A 15,764-nucleotide genomic window follows, 5' to 3' on the forward strand; every position below is an offset into this window, starting at 1 on the left:
TCTCGGAGGCCTTACCGTAACGGAGCCCGTTCCCGGGCCGTTGACAGATGGCCTCAAATTCTTTTGCAGAATGGTTTTACGGCTAGAATTTAGGGGTTTTTACCTAACCTGCTGCGTGGCGTGCCCTTGGACGCCTCAGCGCTCACCGGAGACTTTCTTACATGTACCAGCACATCAAGGTGCCTTCCCAAGGCCAGAAAATCACTGTCAATGCCGACAACTCGCTGAACGTGCCCGCTGAACCCATCATTCCGTTCATCGAAGGTGACGGCACGGGTGCCGATATCACGCCGGTCATGTTGAAAGTGGTTGATGCTGCTGTTGCCAAAGCCTATGGCGGCAAGAAAAAAATCCATTGGATGGAAGTGTTTGCCGGGGAAAAGTCCACCAAGGTCTATGGCCCGGACGTGTGGCTGCCAGAAGAAACACTGCATGCTGTTCGTGACTACGTTGTTTCGATCAAGGGCCCGCTGACAACCCCTGTGGGCGGTGGTATCCGCAGCCTGAACGTAGCGTTGCGCCAGGAACTGGACCTCTATGTCTGCCTGCGCCCAATCCAGTACTTTGCCGGCGTTCCTTCCCCTGTCAAAGAGCCGCAAAAGACCAACATGGTCATCTTCCGCGAAAACTCGGAAGACATCTACGCTGGTATCGAGTTCGAATCCGGCAGTGACAAGGCCAAAAAACTCATCAAGTTCCTGCAGGACGAGATGGGCGTCAAGAAAATCCGTTTTCCCAACACCTCCGGCATCGGCATCAAGCCGGTTTCCAGTGAAGGCACCGAGCGCCTGGTTCGCAAGGCTATCCAGTACGCCATCGACAACGACAAGCCCAGCGTGACCATCGTGCACAAGGGCAACATCATGAAGTTCACCGAAGGCGGCTTCCGCGATTGGGCTTATGCCCTGGCCAAGAAGGAATTCGGCGCGGTGGAAATCGACGGCGGCCCATGGATGAAGTTCAAGAATCCCAAGACCGGCAAGGAAATCACCATCAAGGACAGCATTGCCGATGCATTCCTGCAGCAAATCCTGTTGCGCCCCGCGGAATACAGCGTGATTGCTACCTTGAACCTGAACGGCGACTATGTGTCTGACGCGCTGGCGGCCCAGGTAGGCGGTATCGGCATTGCTCCCGGCGCCAACCTGAGCGATACCGTCGCCATGTTTGAAGCCACCCATGGCACGGCGCCGAAATACGCCGGCAAGGACTACGTGAATCCTGGTTCCGAGATTCTCTCGGCCGAGATGATGTTGCGCCACATGGGCTGGACAGAGGCCGCCGACCTTATCATCAGCTCGATGGAAAAGTCTATTGATTCGAAGAAAGTCACCTATGACTTCGCCCGCCTCATGGAGGGTGCGACCCAGGTCAGCTGCTCCGGTTTTGGCCAGGTCATGATCGACCATATGTAAAGCTGGCGTAGCCTGTTTTTTCGAGAACCGCCCGGGAGGAATCCCGCGGCGGTTTTTTCTTGGGCGGAAAAAGGAAAAAGAAAAGAAAAAATCACGCTTGAATGTCGTGTTCCCGCCACCAATTTCCCTGACAGACGCACTGGACTATATCGGTCGCTAGAATGAATTCCATGGCAACCAAGTCTCCCAAATCCCCGAGCGTACCGGTGCGGCCCCCAGCCCCGGCTGTCAAGCCCGATAACGGCAACGGGGGCGAGTCGGTTGTGTTGGAGCGCCGGCCGCAAAAAACCAAGCCCCCACAGATGTACCAGGTGGTCCTGCTCAACGACGACTACACCCCGATGGAGTTCGTGGTGGTGGTGATCCAGGAGTTTTTCAACAAGGACCGTGAAACCGCCACCCAGATCATGCTGAAGATCCACCTGGATGGCAAAGGCATCTGTGGTGTGTTTTCCAAGGATGTAGCGGCGACCAAAGTGGACCAGGTCACCGAAGCCGCCCGCAAAAACGGCCATCCGCTGCAGTGTGTCAGTGAGCCCATTGAATAATCGTAAATCCGGCCAATATTCCCTTCATAAGTCAGTAGAGTTAATCCAAGCAAGCCGAAAGGAAGATCAATGATTGCCCAGGAACTAGAAGTCAGCTTGCACATGGCGTTTGTCGAGGCGCGGCAGCAGCGCCACGAGTTCATCACCGTTGAGCATCTCTTGCTTGCCTTGCTGGACAACCCCAGTGCAGCGGAGGTGTTGCGCGCCTGCTCGGCCAATGTGGACGACCTGCGCAAGTCGTTGGCCAACTTCATCAAGGACAACACACCGCAGGTCGCCGGCACCGACGATGTTGACACGCAGCCCACGCTGGGCTTCCAGCGCGTGATCCAGCGCGCCATCATGCACGTGCAGTCCACCGGCAATGGCAAGAAGGAAGTCACCGGTGCCAATGTGCTGGTCGCCATTTTTGGCGAAAAGGACTCCCACGCCGTGTACTACCTCCACCAGCAAGGCGTGACGCGCCTGGACGTGGTGAATTTCATCGCCCATGGCATCAAGAAGAGCGACCCGCCCGAGCCCGCAAAGGCCGGTGAGAGCGCCGCCGAGAGCGAAGAGGGGGGCGAGAAGACGGAGAAAGCTTCACCGCTTGAACAGTTCACCGTCAACCTCAACCAGCTCGCCAAGGACGGCAAGATCGATCCGCTGATCGGCCGCCAGTACGAAGTCGAGCGCGTCATCCAGATCCTTTGCCGCCGCCGCAAGAACAACCCGCTGCTGGTCGGTGAGGCCGGTGTGGGTAAAACTGCAATTGCCGAGGGCCTGGCCTGGCGCATCACGCAAAAAGACGTGCCCGAGATCCTGGCCGAGGCCAATGTGTACTCGCTCGACATGGGCGCCTTGCTCGCCGGCACCAAATATCGTGGTGATTTCGAACAACGCCTGAAGGGCGTACTCAAAGCGCTGAAGGACAAGCCCAACGGCATCCTGTTCATCGATGAGATTCACACCCTGATTGGTGCCGGTGCGGCCTCGGGCGGCACGCTGGATGCGTCCAACCTGCTCAAGCCGGCGCTGTCCAGCGGCCAACTCAAGTGCATCGGAGCGACCACCTTCACCGAATACCGCGGCATCTTCGAAAAAGATGCGGCCTTGTCGCGCCGGTTCCAGAAGGTCGATGTGGTCGAACCGACCGTGCAGGAAACGGTCGACATCCTCAAGGGCCTGAAGTCGCGTTTTGAAGAGCACCACAGCGTCAAATATGCCGTGGCCGCCCTGCAGGCTGCAGCCGAGCTCAGCGCCAAGTACATCAATGATCGCCATCTGCCCGACAAGGCTATTGACGTGATCGATGAAGCTGGCGCCGCCCAGCGCATCCTGCCCGCATCGAAGCGCAAGAAAATCATCACCAAAGCCGAGGTCGAAGAGATCGTGGCCAAGATTGCCCGCATCCCACCCGCGAATGTCTCTAACGACGACCGAGGCAAGTTGCAGACGCTCGAGCGTGACCTGAAAAGCGTGGTCTTCGGGCAGGACAAGGCCCTTGAAGTGCTGGCCTCCGCCGTCAAGATGGCGCGTTCCGGCCTGGGCAAGGACGACAAGCCGATCGGCTCCTTCCTGTTCTCCGGCCCTACCGGCGTCGGCAAGACGGAAGCTGCCAAACAGTTGGCCTACATCATGGGCATCGAGCTCATCCGCTTCGACATGTCGGAGTACATGGAGCGCCATGCCGTGAGCCGACTGATTGGTGCGCCTCCGGGCTATGTCGGTTTTGACCAGGGCGGCCTGCTGACCGAAGCCATCACCAAGAAGCCGCACGCCGTGCTGCTGCTCGACGAAATCGAAAAGGCGCACCCGGACATTTTCAACGTGTTGCTCCAGGTGATGGATCACGGCACGCTGACGGACAACAACGGGCGCAAGGCCGATTTCCGCAATGTCATCATCGTCATGACCACCAATGCCGGTGCCGAGACGATGAACAAGGCGACCATCGGTTTCACCAACCCGCGCGAGTCCGGTGACGAGATGGCTGACATAAAGCGCCTGTTCACGCCCGAGTTCCGTAACCGCCTGGACGCAACTGTCAGCTTCAAGGCGCTCGACGAAACCGTCATCCTGCGCGTGGTCGACAAGTTCCTGCTGCAGCTTGAAACGCAACTGGCCGAGAAGAAGGTTGAAGTCACCTTCACCGACACGCTGCGCAAGTACCTCGGCAAGAAGGGCTTTGATCCGCTGATGGGTGCTCGCCCGATGCAGCGCCTGATTCAGGACACCATCCGCCGTGCGCTGGCCGACGAGCTGCTGTTTGGCCGCCTGACGGAAGGTGGCCGCCTGACGGTGGACATGAAGGTCACGGCGGATGAGAAAGGCGTTGAGACCGGAGAAGTCCAGCTCGACATCCAGCCGCTGCCCAAGAAAGAAGGCAAAGCCAAGCCGGAAGCCGAAGCGGCAGAAACCAACTGATGTTTCGCTGATCCAATTGATCCAGCTGCGCGCTTAGTGTCTGCGCGCACAAAAAAGGCCGGTAGCATCACGCTATCGGCCTTTTTCTCGTTTTCGCCCGCACACCTTAACAAAAGACACTTGCCTTGGTCCTTCCCGAACTCAGCCACGAATGGAAAACCGGCCTCTCAGTGGCCTGGAGCGCCTACATTGCCGTGCTGTCAATCTGGATCGTGATGCAAAAGCGCGCCCCGGTTTCCACCATGAGCTGGATCCTGTCGCTGGCGCTGCTGCCGTTTGCAGGTTTTGTCGTTTATTACTTCCTCGGCCCCCAGCGCCTGAAAAAACAGCGCCTCAAGCGCTTGCGCAGCCGCGCCGGTGCGCGCGGTGATGCCGACCTGGCCCAGCTGCAGGGCATGGCCGAAAGGGCACCCCCGGCCCTGCGGCAAATGACTGCCCTGGGCACTGCTGCCTGCGGTCTTCCCGTTTCCAGTGCCACCGCCGTCCAGCTGCTTTCAGGTGGCGCGCGGGCATTTGACAGCATCTTCGAAGCGATCCGCGAAGCCCGGGACCATGTGCACCTGGAGTACTACATTTTTGAGCCCGACAGAATTGGCACGGCCCTGCGCGACTTGCTGGCCGAAAGGGCAGAGCAGGGCGTCAAGGTGCGGCTGCTGGTCGATGCGCTAGGCTCCAAGCGCCTTGGCCGCCGGTTTCTGGCGCCGCTGGAGGCCGCCGGTGTCGAGGTCGCGTTCTTTCATGACACCCGCATCGGCCGCCGCCTGCGTCCGGTGACCAACTACCGCACCCACCGCAAGATCGTCGTCTGCGACGGCCGTGTCGGCTTTACCGGCGGCGTCAATATCACCGATGAAGAAGACCGGCGCACCCGGCCTGATGCTTACCATGACGTGCATTTGCGCATTGAAGGAAGCGCGGTGCGCTGGCTGCAGACGACCTTCCTGGAGGACTGGACCTACGCCACCGGCGAATCACCCACGGACACGGACCGGAGCCTTCCGCATTTGCTGCCCCATCTGGTACCCGACGAAGAAGCCGGCGATATTCCGGTGCAGGTGGTGACTAGCGGACCAGACAACATGCTCGAGCCGATTCACCGCATGCACGTGGCGGCCATCAATACTTCCACCCAGCGCGCCTGGCTGACAACGCCTTACTTTGTGCCCGGAGAACCTGCACTGATGGCGCTGACCAGCGCGGCGCTGCGCGGCGTCGACGTGCGCCTGCTGGTGCCGCGCCGCAGCGACAGCTTCATCGTCAGTGCCGCGGCGCGCTCCTATTTTGACGAACTGATTGCCGCTGGCGTCAAGGTCTGGGAATACAAGGCCCGTATGCTGCACTCCAAAACGCTGGTCGTTGACGACAGCTGCGCCATGGTCGGTACCGCCAATTTCGACAACCGCAGCTTTCGGCTCAACTTTGAAGTGATGGCTGTGGTCTATGGCCCCGCACTGGCCGAGCCGCTCGCTGCGCAGTTTGAAACCGACCTGCTGAGCGCCGCACCCGTGCGCGCAAACCGGCCCCAGAACTTTTTGATGCGCCTGCTTGACGCCACGGCGCGGCTGTTTTCCCCCTTGCTCTGATTACCTCGAGTTCTTCATGCCCCACACCTTCCTCTGGCACGACTACGAAACCTTCGGCATCAATCCGCGCCGTGACCGGCCCGCGCAGTTCGCCGGTATTCGCACCGACGCGGAACTCAATGAAATCGGCGAGCCACTGATGATTTATTGCAAGCCAGCCAATGACTATCTGCCGGATCCGAACTCCTGTCTCATCACCGGCATCACGCCCCAGGTATGCCTCGAGCGCGGTATCCCAGAGCATGCATTTGCCGCGCAGATCGAAGCAGTGCTGGCCGAGCCCGGCACGATAGGCGTGGGCTACAACACCATCCGCTTCGACGACGAAGTCACACGCTATCTGTTCTGGCGCAACCTCATCGACCCGTATGCGCGGGAATGGCAAAACGACTGTGGCCGCTGGGACCTGCTCGATGTCGTACGCATGGCATACGCCTTGCGGCCCGAAGGCATTGTCTGGCCCCTCAAGCCCGATGAGCGCAGGCCAGACGACGCCAGCGCCGTCCGTCCCAGCTTCAAGCTCGAAGACCTGGCGCGTGCCAATGGCCTGCTGCACGAGTCGGCGCATGACGCGCTGTCAGACGTGCGCGCCACCATTGCGCTGGCCCGCCTGATCCGCAAAGCGCAACCCAAGCTCTTTGACTTTTGCCTGGGCCTGCATAAAAAAGACCGCGTGGCTGCGGAGCTGGGCCTGCCTACCAGCCCGCAAACCGCCCAGCCGTTTCTGCACGTGTCGGGCATGTTCCCGCCAGAGCGCGGCTGCCTGGCCGTCATGTGGCCGCTGGCAACGCATCCGACGAACAAGAACGAACTGCTGGCCTGGGACCTCTCGCAAGACCCGAGCGAGTTGCCGTTGCTCGACGTTGCCACATTACGGCAACGCCTCTTCAGCAAATCGACTGACCTGCCGGAAGGCGTGCTGCGTTTGCCCATCAAATCGGTTCACCTGAACAAGTCTCCCATGGTCGTGCGCAAGCTGGCTACCCTATCTGCGGAGATGGCGGCGAAATGGAATGTAGACATTGCCGCGGCGCTGGCCAACGCTGAAAAAGCCGCCGGTCTGCCTGATATGAGCGCGATCTGGCCAGAGGTCTTCCAGCGGCCTAAAGAGCCCACGCCGGACGTCGATGAAGACCTGTACGGTGGTTTTATCAACAACACCGATCGTCGCCGCTTGAACCAGCTGCGCGCCATGTCACCCGCCGAGCTGGCCCATGCCCGCATCGGGTTTGACGATGAGCGTCTCGGCGAACTGGTGTTTCGCTACCGGGCGCGAAACTTTGCGGAAACCCTGTCGCCCGAAGACGCGGAACGCTGGGAAGCGCATCGCGCTGCGCGCCTGCTCGAGGGCGAAGGCGGGGCGCGGAATGTGGATGCGCTGTTTGCCGAGATTGATGTGTTGGCGGAGACGGCGGATGAGAAGGGGCAGGTGGTGCTTGAGGCGCTTTATGAGTATGCGGAGATGATTACGCCAGAGGCCTGAGGCGCACAGCTGGGCTCAAGGCGCGTCTTTTCTCCAGCCGGGGTAGGGAAAAGGTGGCAGCACTTCCTGTGAAGTCTTCTTGCCAGTGGGCCGGTACACGAACTCGATTCTGACAACCCGCCATTTTTGCTGGATGAGTTTGAGATATACCGTATAGGCATTGGAGTCCCGCCCCAAATCTCCGGCTTCACCGATCACTGCCACAGCATTTTCAGTATCGACCGGGCTTACGCTGGTGACAAAGTGGCTAGCGCCGGTACCGAGGTAATAGGACTTAGCGAACAACTGCACATTGGCTTCAAGGTTTTTTCGGGAGGGCTCGGGCAGCAATGGTTCGGCATAACATCCCGCAGATAAAACCGTTATTGCTGCCAAAATGAAAAAGCGGCGGACGGTATACGAAGTATTCATGACGTGTGGAATTGATGTTCGATCACGGTGGCTAGTTCATGCAGATCATAGATGCGGTGGCGGCTGGCCGGGGGTAGCCCGGCAGCTACTCACTTTTCTTTTGCTTCGCCAAAAGCAAAGTAAGCAAAAGAAAAGGCGACCCTGCTGTCTGCATCCCTTCGCTTCGCTACGGGCAGCCTGCGGTGCTCGGCCCAGCCGGGGTCAAAAACAACTCGCTTCGCTCAAACAAGTTTTTGCCCTGATCCGTCTGGTCCTCCGCTCCTCGGTGCATACAGAAGGGGTGTGGAGAAGGAGACAAAAACCGAATACCTGAAGAAACAAGGACGCGCCGTGGCGTGTCCTTGTCGGTATTGGATTGGGTTCGGTTTCCTGTCTCCGGTCTCCGAATTCGGACTTCACCCCGTCCTGGCTGGGCCGAGCAGCGCAGACGGAGGCGGAAGGTCGGGCCGCAGTTGTTTGAGCGAAGTGCAACGTAGCGAGTTCTGCGGAACGCCGCCGGAGTCGAGCAGCGCAGGTTGCCCGGAGCGAAGCGCAGGGACCCAGACTGCGGGTCGCCTTTTCTTTGGTGACTTTCTTTTGGCGAAGCAAAAGAAAGTTACTTGCAGCCGGGCAACCCGCGGCCAGCAGAATTCATCAACGACCAAGCCCATCAAATCAAAACAATCCCAAAGAAGCTGCTATCAATTCAATAGCTCCTAGCGCTCGCCCTGTTCACCAGAACGCCTATTTACCTAAAAATTAGCGACTACAACCTCAAGCCACAGCCCGTTCTACCAAAGGCGCATAAGCGCTGCCGAAACGGTTGGCCAGAAAGTCCTCCAACGCAATATCCTCCTGCCTCACAAACCCCTGAGCAGGCAACCGCCCGTCAGCCAGCAAATCCAGCACCGTGCAAATACCGGCCGCCGTGGTGATCTGGATCGCGCTGCGCAGCACGCCGCCGACCACGTGGCTGTAAACCTTGTGGGCGTAGGTCTCCTGCATCAGCCGGCCTTCGCGCTGGCCGCTCACGGTGACGAACACGATGACCACGTCCTGCATCGTTGTGGGCAGGGCGTTTTCCAGGATGTCTTTGAGCACACCGCGGCGATCGCGCAGGCGCAGGTCGTTGAGCAGCGCCTTCATGATGGCCGCGTGACCGGGGTAGCGGATGGTCTTGTAGTTGAGGTTGGTGACCTTGCCTTGCAGCGTCTCGCACAGGGTGCCCAGGCCACCCGAGGTGTTAAAGGCTTCGTAGGTCACGCCGTCGAGCGAGAACTCTTCGTGTTCGGCCAGCGGTGGCACCTGGCGCAGCACGCCTTCCACAATGGCTTCGCAGGGCTCGCAGTACTCGTTGATGACGCCGTCGGTGCTCCAGGTCAGGTTGTAGTTCAGTGCGTTCGACGGGAACTGGGGCAAGGCGCCCACCCGCATGCGCACGCTGTGCAGACTGTCGAACCGCCGGCACAGGTCGGCCGCCACGATGGACACAAAACCTGGCGCCAGGCCGCATTGCGGGATCAGAGCCGAGCGCGCGGTGGTGGCCAGCTCGCGCACGCGCCGCGTACTGGCCACGTCTTCGGTCAGGTCCAGGTAATGCACACCAGCCGCCACGGCCGCATCGGCAATCGATGTGGTGAGATGAAACGGTGCCGCACTGAGCACCGCAAATTGACCCTCAAGCGCCGCGCGGAAGGCAACGGGGTCAGTGACGTCCAGCACCTTCAATTGAACCCCGGCGCCGGCCTTGATGTCTGCCAGTGCGGCCTGCGATGCATCCGCCACCGTCACTGCATAGTCCTGGCTGGCGCCCAGCAGGGCGGCAATGGTTGAGCCGATTTTGCCTGCGCCCACGACCATGATCTTTTTCATACCAGCTCCTTTGGGGCCCCTCCAAACGGAGGCCATGGACTGATTTTGGAGCGCCTAGTTGGCGGTTGGTAGTATCAATTTATACAAATTGAAGGCATAATTTAGTCAAATAGAAATCAGTTTTCATCTATTTAACTATTTTTCTTCTACAACTGGACAAGGCCTCCCATGAATCTCGACGCCATAGACCAGACCTTGTTGGGCGAACTGCGGGAAAACGCGCGTTGCCCAGTCGCGCTATTGGCCCGCAAGGTGGGTTTGTCGCGCACGGCGGTGCAGGCCCGCATCGAGCGGCTGGAACGAGACAAGGTCATCACCGGCTACGGTGTGCGCACCGGTGACGCGTATGAGCAGTCACAGGTAGCCGCCCACGTGATGCTCACCGTCGGCCCCAAGCTTTCGGGCCCGGTTGAGGCAGCGCTGCGCAAGATTCCGGAGGTCCGCTCACTGCTTTCAGTCAGCGGCACTTTCGACATGATCGCCATCGTGCAGGCCGGCTCGATCGAGCGGCTCGATGCGCTGATTGACGGCATCGGCCTGCTTGACGGGGTGGATCGCACCAATACGTCGGTGGTGCTGTCTACACGTATCCAGCGCTAGAAGTCGCTCATCTCCTTCTGCCAAAGCGAGAGGAAGCTCGCGAGGAGGGGCACTAGAGGCTCGCGCAAACGGGATCAAACACCCGAAGGTTCGAGATAGCGCCATTCGGCCCCGTTGCGTCAAACCATATCCGGTGAATGCAGCTAGACGGCGGCCACCAGGGTCCACGGGACCGGGTGCATTCAAAGATCCCCTTGCCCCGCGGGTTATGCGAGGTACCTTCCATGCAGGAGAAGCTGCGAGACCTCAGCGTCGCCATGGCATCGGCAAGTGGCATACCGTTGATGACCAGCGGGGCGATTTCGTCTCTCAGCGGTAAAGAGCTCGCTGGGTCAGGTGTGGTGCATGCCGAAAGCGCCACGCACATCGCAAGGAACCGTACGCGGATAAGGCTGAAACCGCTGAACCACTCCCGCAAAAAGCAGGTGCGCAGTAGCCATCGCATGCAGAGGACGTTCACGGTTTTGCAGGTGATTTCAGCAACTGCCCCGTACGCCCGTCGACTATGACGGCTGCACGCGAAGGCACGAAGGACCACGATGGCGCAACGCCGAAGTCCGGAAGGATGTAATACGCATCCTGATCCGCCAGATAAGTGCAATTGTAGTGGGCCTGCGGGTGGCAAAGAGGCCCAAACCATGCGGCAACTTCACCAGGCGGGGCGCGAAAGTGCGCCGGCTGCACGAAGTCGAGGTTGAGAGCGAAAGGCCGGACGGTGTTTGCCCGTTTCTGATCAACGCCCACTTTCTGGTAATTGGAGATATCCAGCGGCGTGGTGACACAGCCTGCGAGAAGTGCGCTTGCAAGGAGCGTTAGCAAAGTGTTTGTTGCGCGCATGCGGTTCCTGAGGTTTAGTGCGGGCAGTCCGTTCCAGCTGAAAGCTTGTATTTGGCAGTCAGGGCTATCCGGTCCAGCCTCCGGAAGTCGCAACTAACGCAAGTTTAGAAGCAGACAAGACGAGGGGCCCAATACGGGCGAGGTGAAAAAGTCCAATTTCGTCGCTTGTGGGCAGAGCACCAATGCTGCCTGCTACCGGTCGATTGCTATACATTTAATAGCTGGTTGCGCCTGCTGGTATTGGGCTACGGTGGTTTTTCCCAAAAAAATAGTGTTTGGAGTCTCGCAAAAGGCTGCTCGGCGACCAAAAACTCCTCCAGAACGGTGTTCCAGGCCGATCTCGAGCATCAAATCGGCTTCCTGCCCAATAAAAATGTGCGCGAGCAGCTATTGATTTAATAGCAAATGCAGGCTCAAGCCGAGTTCGCCTGCCACGGCGCATGCTTGCCCATCACGCTGGCGTACAACGCGCTGGCTTCAAAGCGTGTGAGCCAGGCTTGCAGTTGCGGCCAGGGCTGTGCGGCAAACCAGGCTGCATCGGTCTGCGCAAACTGCCGCACAAAAGGCAGCAGGGCCATGTCGGCCAAGCTGGCACGCACGCCACATAGCCAGCCATCTCCCAGCATGCTGTCCAGCCTGGCCAACCATGCTGCACCTTTGACCCGGTGCCGCTCTGCAAATGCCTGCGCATCGCCGGCCGATTCCTCCACGTAGCGGTTGGGGTATTTGTAGCGGTCCAGGTGATGTTTGAATTCGCCATCGTTGCCGGCAACCAGCGCCAGCATCTCGTCGAAGGAACCGTGAGGCGGCAGCAGCCAGTGCCCCGGGTCGTTGCGCCGCAGCGTCCACAGCATCACGTCCAGGCTTTGGTCAATCACGTTTCCGTCGGCCAGCACCAGGACAGGCACTGTGCCCTTAGGCGAAGCCGCCAGCAGCTCGGCGGGCTTGTTTTTCAACACGACCTCGCGAAGTTCGTGCGGCTCGCCACTGGCTGCCAATGCGAGCCGCGCGCGCATCGCATAGGGGCAGCGACGAAACGAATAAAGGACGGGCAGGGCGCTGCTCATGGGCAGGCCGTCAGGTGCCCAGCTGGCGCACGCCGATATGCGCGGCCTGGCGTTTTTCAGCCAGCTCGACCTGGCGCTGGCGCTCGCGGTAGCCGGCTTTCTGTTCTTCCGTCGTCTTCGCATGGCAGTGCGCGCAACTCACACCCAGCTCGTACAGTGGCGACTGGCGGTCTTCCTCGCTCAACGGGTCGCGGCACGAGCGGCACAGCGTGAAGGCGCCGGGCTTGAGGCCGTGGCCGACTGACACCCGCTCGTCAAACACAAAACATTCGCCTTCCCAGGTGCTTTGCGCTTCGGGCACCGTCTCCAGGTATTTGAGGATGCCGCCTTCAAGGTGGTAGACCTCCTCAAAGCCTTTGGAGCGCAGCAGCGCGGTGGATTTTTCACAGCGAATGCCGCCCGTGCAAAACATGGCGACTTTGGGCTTTTTCCCGTCGTGTGCCGCCAGCTTGCCGCCTTCGGCCATTTCGCGCTCGACCCAGCCGGGCAGCTCTGAAAAGCTGCTGGTGTGCGGGTTGATGGCACCGTGGAAGGTGCCGATCGACACCTCGTAGTCGTTGCGTGTATCGACCAGCACCACGCCCGGTTCGTTGATCAGCTGGTTCCATTCCTGCGGCTTGACGTATTCACCGGCCATCAGCGCGGGGTGAACTTCCGGCACGCCCATGGTGACTATCTCGCGCTTGAGGCGCACCTTCATCCGGTAAAACGGCATGGACTCAGCCCAGGCCTCCTTGTGCTCCAGCTTCGCCAGGCGCGGGTCACTGCGCAGATACGCCAGCACCGTTCGTACGCCTTGCTCCGGCCCGGCAATCGTGCCGTTAATGCCTTCGGCCGCAAGCAGCAGCGTGCCTTTGACGCCGTGGGCTTCGCATTGCGCGAGCAGCGGCGCCTGCAGCTCGGCGAAATCGGGCAGCTCAACGAACTGGTAGAGGGCGGCGGTCAGGAAGTCAGACATGAAAAAGCAGGGGAAAAGCGAAAAGAAATGTGCGGTGGTTCAAAAACAGGGCAAACAAGGCAAATGCCGGAAAGCACGAAAAGACTCTAAATGGTGCGTACACGCGCTGAAATGGCGCCGACACCGCGCCGAAATGGCACAAGTGCTCACAGCCTCCATGGTAGCGGCTCGGGCATTAGCATTTTGTAACCCCGATTTTGTGACGGAAAGCGCCGAATTCAATGTTTTATGGCGACGCTGGTAGACATTTTGTTGCAATGCAGCAAAATGACCGTGTACATATTGATTTGCGTCAACACCACTATCAACGTCAAAGCAGCCGCATGCTCATACGACTCCAGATGACCCCACCCTTTTTGTCAAACCATGTCCAGAAGCTTGAGCAGTCTTTGGCTTAAAAGCATACGCCGCATGGGCAAGGCCCAGCAGGCGCAGGGTTTGCGGCTGTTTGAAAGCCTGCTGCCCAAGGTCACGTCTGCCGCAGCCACACCGCGCAGGCGCAGGCCCGGCGTCAAGCTGCTCAAGCCGGTCGTTGCGCGTCCCGCCAAGAAAGCCCGCAGGTCCACGGCTGCGCAGGCGCGTGCTGCGGCCGGATTGCCCGGCACCTGGCGCAAGGCCTGGTTTACCTTGCCCGGGGACGGCTTGCTTACGGATTCGCGGCGCATGCTGTATTGGCTTTACCTTCCTGCCATTGCAGCGGTACCCGATGCACCTGCGGTGCGGCGTCCGCTCGTGGTCATGCTGCACGGCTGCCAGCAGACAGCGGCCGATTTCGCCGCGGCCAGCCGCATGAACGAGCTGGCCGAGCGCAAGGGCTTTGCGGTGCTCTATCCGCAGCAGTCCAGCGCCGCCGATGCGCATCGTTGCTGGCATTGGTACAAGCGGGCCACGCAAAACGGAGAGGGCGATGTGGGCGTGATCGCCGCGATGATTTCCCAGGTGCAGCAAAAGCATGGGTTTGACACTTCCCGTACCTACATCGCGGGCCTGTCGGCCGGCGCGGCGCTCGCTGCCATCGTGGCGCTACGCCACCCCGAGTTGATTGCTGCGGTTGGCATGCATTCGGCCCCCGTGTTCGGCACAACCCATTCGCCCTTCAGCGCCTACCGGGCCATGCAACACGGTTCGGGCTCGTCTTACGATGCGGTGGCGCGCTTGTTTGCCAGCGCCCAGCCGGAGTTCCCGGGCATGCCGGCCATCCTGATCCACGGCGACAACGATGCCGTAGTGCGGCGTGTGAACGCCGAGCAGCTGGCCGAGCAGTTTGAAATCATCAACAGCCCGGTCATCACCCAAAGCGCGTCCCGTCCCGAGCCGGTGGTTCGCCGCTATCCCGAGCGCCGCAGTGGCAGGCGTCCGCGCCACGCTTACCAGACCACGACCTGGTATGCCGGCCGCAAGCCGCAGCTGGTGAAATGCGACGTCGATGCGCTGGGCCACGCCTGGAGCGGCGGCGACGCCAGCATGGAATACAGCGAGCCCGAGGGCCCGGACGCCACGCTGATGATGTGGACGTTTTTTACCTACCACCGCCGTCATGCAGTCGTGGCTGCGGCAGAGCCTGACGCAGAAAAGTAGCTGCATCTGCTACTAAATCAGTAGCTGCTCGCGACCGTTTCTTTACGGCTGCAGCCTGTTTTTGCTTGAACCTCTCAGCGCGGCATCAGCCCGGCCATGAAACCATCCACCGCATCGGTATATCCCCCGGGCAGGCCCAGCGTGGTGTTGACCTGCTCGTGCGTCAGGTCCTGCGGCAGCACACGGGCCCGCGCGCCTTTGGCCGTCACCTTTGCGGCAAAGTCACGTGACTGTGCGCAGGGGTCGTCCGCGCGCAGGGTCGAGCAGACCAGCAGCATCGGCGTGGCGTCAGCAGCTAACACGCCGGTGGGCGACACAGTGCGCCAATAGGCTGGGTCAGCGCCAAACACGCGGTCGTAAAACCGCATGTGCCGCGCTTTCATGATGCGCTCAAGGTCCAGCGCGGCGCTGTCAAGCGCCACAGTGCCGAGCCACGGCCTGGCGCCTGAGGCGTAGGCCAGTGCCGGCGACGCGGCCAGTAGCGCCACCAGGTGCGCGCCGGCCGAGTGCCCCATGAGGATGACTTTTCCTGAATCGCCACCCCACGAGGCCGCCATGGCTTGCGTCTTGGCCAGGGCCCCGGCCACATCGCGCGCCTGTACCAGCGGGTCAACCTGCGGTGACAGGCGATAGCCGACCGACACCAGGATGTAGCCCTTCTGTTTGACCCAGTAAGCCACCTTGTTGTCTGTCACATTGGCCATCGCCTTGTTGCCCACCATCCAGGCGCCGCCGTGCACCATGACGATGACCGGTGCGTTGGCTGCCGGCTGCAGCGGCAGGTAGGCATCCATGCGCTGGCGAGGGTCTGTGCCATAGGCAATGTCGGGGATTCGCCGCACCCCGTCCGGCACGGTGGACCTGGCGGTTTTTCCGGCCAGGCGGCCGCTGTCCTGCTGGGCAGGCACCGGCCCGGCATAGAGCACCGCGGTGAGCACCAGCGCCAGCGCCTGCCAGTGTGCAGGGAGTAAGGGGGCAAAGGACATGTCATGGCTCCAGTGGTTGCGCCGGACAGGCCGGACAGCAT

The 15,764-nt window shown here is 60.4% G+C and carries 14 protein-coding genes; 8 read left to right on the plus strand and 6 right to left on the minus strand.

Annotated elements, in window-relative coordinates:
* The first annotated feature begins 161 nt into the window (after nucleotides 1-161).
* From icd to sbcB, 5 genes are all read left to right on the plus strand, one after another.
* On the plus strand, nucleotides 162-1,415 hold the full coding sequence (gene icd / locus ACQ4MS_RS19200; protein WP_431096251.1) for an NADP-dependent isocitrate dehydrogenase: 1,254 nt from the start codon (nucleotides 162-164) through the stop codon (nucleotides 1,413-1,415).
* 170 nt (nucleotides 1,416-1,585) lie between these two features.
* Nucleotides 1,586-1,963, plus strand: a complete 378-nt coding sequence (gene clpS / locus ACQ4MS_RS19205) for an ATP-dependent Clp protease adapter ClpS (protein WP_431096252.1) — start codon at nucleotides 1,586-1,588, stop codon at nucleotides 1,961-1,963.
* A 69-nt stretch (nucleotides 1,964-2,032) separates the two neighbouring features.
* A complete protein-coding gene (clpA, locus tag ACQ4MS_RS19210; RefSeq protein WP_431096253.1) occupies nucleotides 2,033-4,369 on the plus strand; it encodes an ATP-dependent Clp protease ATP-binding subunit ClpA in 2,337 nt (778 codons plus the stop codon).
* 125 nt (nucleotides 4,370-4,494) lie between these two features.
* The gene (gene cls, locus ACQ4MS_RS19215) at nucleotides 4,495-5,952 is read left to right on the plus strand and encodes a cardiolipin synthase (RefSeq protein ID WP_431096254.1); all 1,458 of its coding nucleotides are present in this window, start codon (nucleotides 4,495-4,497) and stop codon (nucleotides 5,950-5,952) included.
* Between the two features lie 16 nt (nucleotides 5,953-5,968).
* Nucleotides 5,969-7,435: an exodeoxyribonuclease I gene (gene sbcB / locus ACQ4MS_RS19220; protein WP_431096255.1), complete on the plus strand. Its 1,467-nt coding sequence runs from the start codon at nucleotides 5,969-5,971 to the stop codon at nucleotides 7,433-7,435.
* A gap of 15 nt (nucleotides 7,436-7,450) precedes the next feature.
* Here the strand turns inward: sbcB and ACQ4MS_RS19225 are convergent, their stop codons facing one another.
* A complete protein-coding gene (locus ACQ4MS_RS19225) occupies nucleotides 7,451-7,846 on the minus strand; it encodes a hypothetical protein (protein ID WP_431096256.1) in 396 nt (131 codons plus the stop codon).
* Between the two features lie 753 nt (nucleotides 7,847-8,599).
* Nucleotides 8,600-9,697, minus strand: coding sequence for a saccharopine dehydrogenase C-terminal domain-containing protein (locus tag ACQ4MS_RS19230; protein ID WP_431096257.1), 1,098 nt, complete (start codon nucleotides 9,695-9,697; stop codon nucleotides 8,600-8,602).
* 168 nt (nucleotides 9,698-9,865) lie between these two features.
* Here ACQ4MS_RS19230 and ACQ4MS_RS19235 point away from each other — a divergent pair, with 168 nt between their 5' ends.
* Nucleotides 9,866-10,297: an Lrp/AsnC family transcriptional regulator gene (locus ACQ4MS_RS19235; protein ID WP_431096258.1), complete on the plus strand. Its 432-nt coding sequence runs from the start codon at nucleotides 9,866-9,868 to the stop codon at nucleotides 10,295-10,297.
* Nucleotides 10,298-10,753: 456 nt separating this feature from the next.
* Here ACQ4MS_RS19235 and ACQ4MS_RS19240 read toward each other — a convergent pair whose 3' ends face one another.
* The 3 genes from ACQ4MS_RS19240 to ACQ4MS_RS19250 all read right to left on the minus strand — a co-directional run bounded on the left by ACQ4MS_RS19240 (nucleotide 10,754) and on the right by ACQ4MS_RS19250 (nucleotide 13,159).
* The gene (locus tag ACQ4MS_RS19240) at nucleotides 10,754-11,134 is read right to left on the minus strand and encodes a hypothetical protein (RefSeq protein ID WP_431096259.1); all 381 of its coding nucleotides are present in this window, start codon (nucleotides 11,132-11,134) and stop codon (nucleotides 10,754-10,756) included.
* Nucleotides 11,135-11,547: 413 nt separating this feature from the next.
* A complete protein-coding gene (locus ACQ4MS_RS19245; RefSeq protein WP_431096260.1) occupies nucleotides 11,548-12,201 on the minus strand; it encodes a glutathione S-transferase in 654 nt (217 codons plus the stop codon).
* A gap of 10 nt (nucleotides 12,202-12,211) precedes the next feature.
* On the minus strand, nucleotides 12,212-13,159 hold the full coding sequence (locus ACQ4MS_RS19250) for a rhodanese-related sulfurtransferase (RefSeq protein ID WP_431096261.1): 948 nt from the start codon (nucleotides 13,157-13,159) through the stop codon (nucleotides 12,212-12,214).
* On the opposite strand from ACQ4MS_RS19250, the gene ACQ4MS_RS19255 reads away from it, so the two are divergent.
* The gene (locus ACQ4MS_RS19255; protein WP_431096262.1) at nucleotides 13,158-13,403 is read left to right on the plus strand and encodes a hypothetical protein; all 246 of its coding nucleotides are present in this window, start codon (nucleotides 13,158-13,160) and stop codon (nucleotides 13,401-13,403) included. The two genes, ACQ4MS_RS19250 and ACQ4MS_RS19255, sit on opposite strands and share 2 nt — an antisense overlap.
* Before the next feature lie 122 nt (nucleotides 13,404-13,525).
* The gene (locus ACQ4MS_RS19260) at nucleotides 13,526-14,737 is read left to right on the plus strand and encodes an extracellular catalytic domain type 1 short-chain-length polyhydroxyalkanoate depolymerase (protein WP_431096263.1); all 1,212 of its coding nucleotides are present in this window, start codon (nucleotides 13,526-13,528) and stop codon (nucleotides 14,735-14,737) included.
* A 74-nt stretch (nucleotides 14,738-14,811) separates the two neighbouring features.
* On the opposite strand, the gene ACQ4MS_RS19265 is transcribed toward ACQ4MS_RS19260, so the two are convergent.
* Nucleotides 14,812-15,723, minus strand: a complete 912-nt coding sequence (locus ACQ4MS_RS19265) for an alpha/beta hydrolase (protein WP_431096265.1) — start codon at nucleotides 15,721-15,723, stop codon at nucleotides 14,812-14,814.
* Nucleotides 15,724-15,764: the final 41 nt, after the last annotated feature.

This window comes from Polaromonas aquatica, from assembly GCF_050626995.1.
Taxonomy (GTDB): domain Bacteria; phylum Pseudomonadota; class Gammaproteobacteria; order Burkholderiales; family Burkholderiaceae_C; genus Polaromonas; species Polaromonas aquatica_A.

Excerpts from the sequence above, each read along its gene's own strand:
- icd (WP_431096251.1), top strand. The coding sequence starts at position 162 with ATGTACCAGCACATCAAGGTGCCTTCCCAAGGCCAGAAAATCACTGTC.
- clpS (WP_431096252.1), top strand. The coding sequence starts at position 1,586 with ATGGCAACCAAGTCTCCCAAATCCCCGAGCGTACCGGTGCGGCCCCCA.
- clpA (WP_431096253.1), top strand. The coding sequence starts at position 2,033 with ATGATTGCCCAGGAACTAGAAGTCAGCTTGCACATGGCGTTTGTCGAG.
- sbcB (WP_431096255.1), top strand. The coding sequence starts at position 5,969 with ATGCCCCACACCTTCCTCTGGCACGACTACGAAACCTTCGGCATCAAT.
- ACQ4MS_RS19225 (WP_431096256.1), bottom strand. The coding sequence starts at position 7,846 with ATGAATACTTCGTATACCGTCCGCCGCTTTTTCATTTTGGCAGCAATA.
- ACQ4MS_RS19230 (WP_431096257.1), bottom strand. The coding sequence starts at position 9,697 with ATGAAAAAGATCATGGTCGTGGGCGCAGGCAAAATCGGCTCAACCATT.
- ACQ4MS_RS19235 (WP_431096258.1), top strand. The coding sequence starts at position 9,866 with ATGAATCTCGACGCCATAGACCAGACCTTGTTGGGCGAACTGCGGGAA.
- ACQ4MS_RS19240 (WP_431096259.1), bottom strand. The coding sequence starts at position 11,134 with ATGCGCGCAACAAACACTTTGCTAACGCTCCTTGCAAGCGCACTTCTC.
- ACQ4MS_RS19245 (WP_431096260.1), bottom strand. The coding sequence starts at position 12,201 with ATGAGCAGCGCCCTGCCCGTCCTTTATTCGTTTCGTCGCTGCCCCTAT.
- ACQ4MS_RS19255 (WP_431096262.1), top strand. The coding sequence starts at position 13,158 with ATGAAAAAGCAGGGGAAAAGCGAAAAGAAATGTGCGGTGGTTCAAAAA.
- ACQ4MS_RS19250 (WP_431096261.1), bottom strand. The coding sequence starts at position 13,159 with ATGTCTGACTTCCTGACCGCCGCCCTCTACCAGTTCGTTGAGCTGCCC.
- ACQ4MS_RS19260 (WP_431096263.1), top strand. The coding sequence starts at position 13,526 with ATGTCCAGAAGCTTGAGCAGTCTTTGGCTTAAAAGCATACGCCGCATG.
- ACQ4MS_RS19265 (WP_431096265.1), bottom strand. The coding sequence starts at position 15,723 with ATGTCCTTTGCCCCCTTACTCCCTGCACACTGGCAGGCGCTGGCGCTG.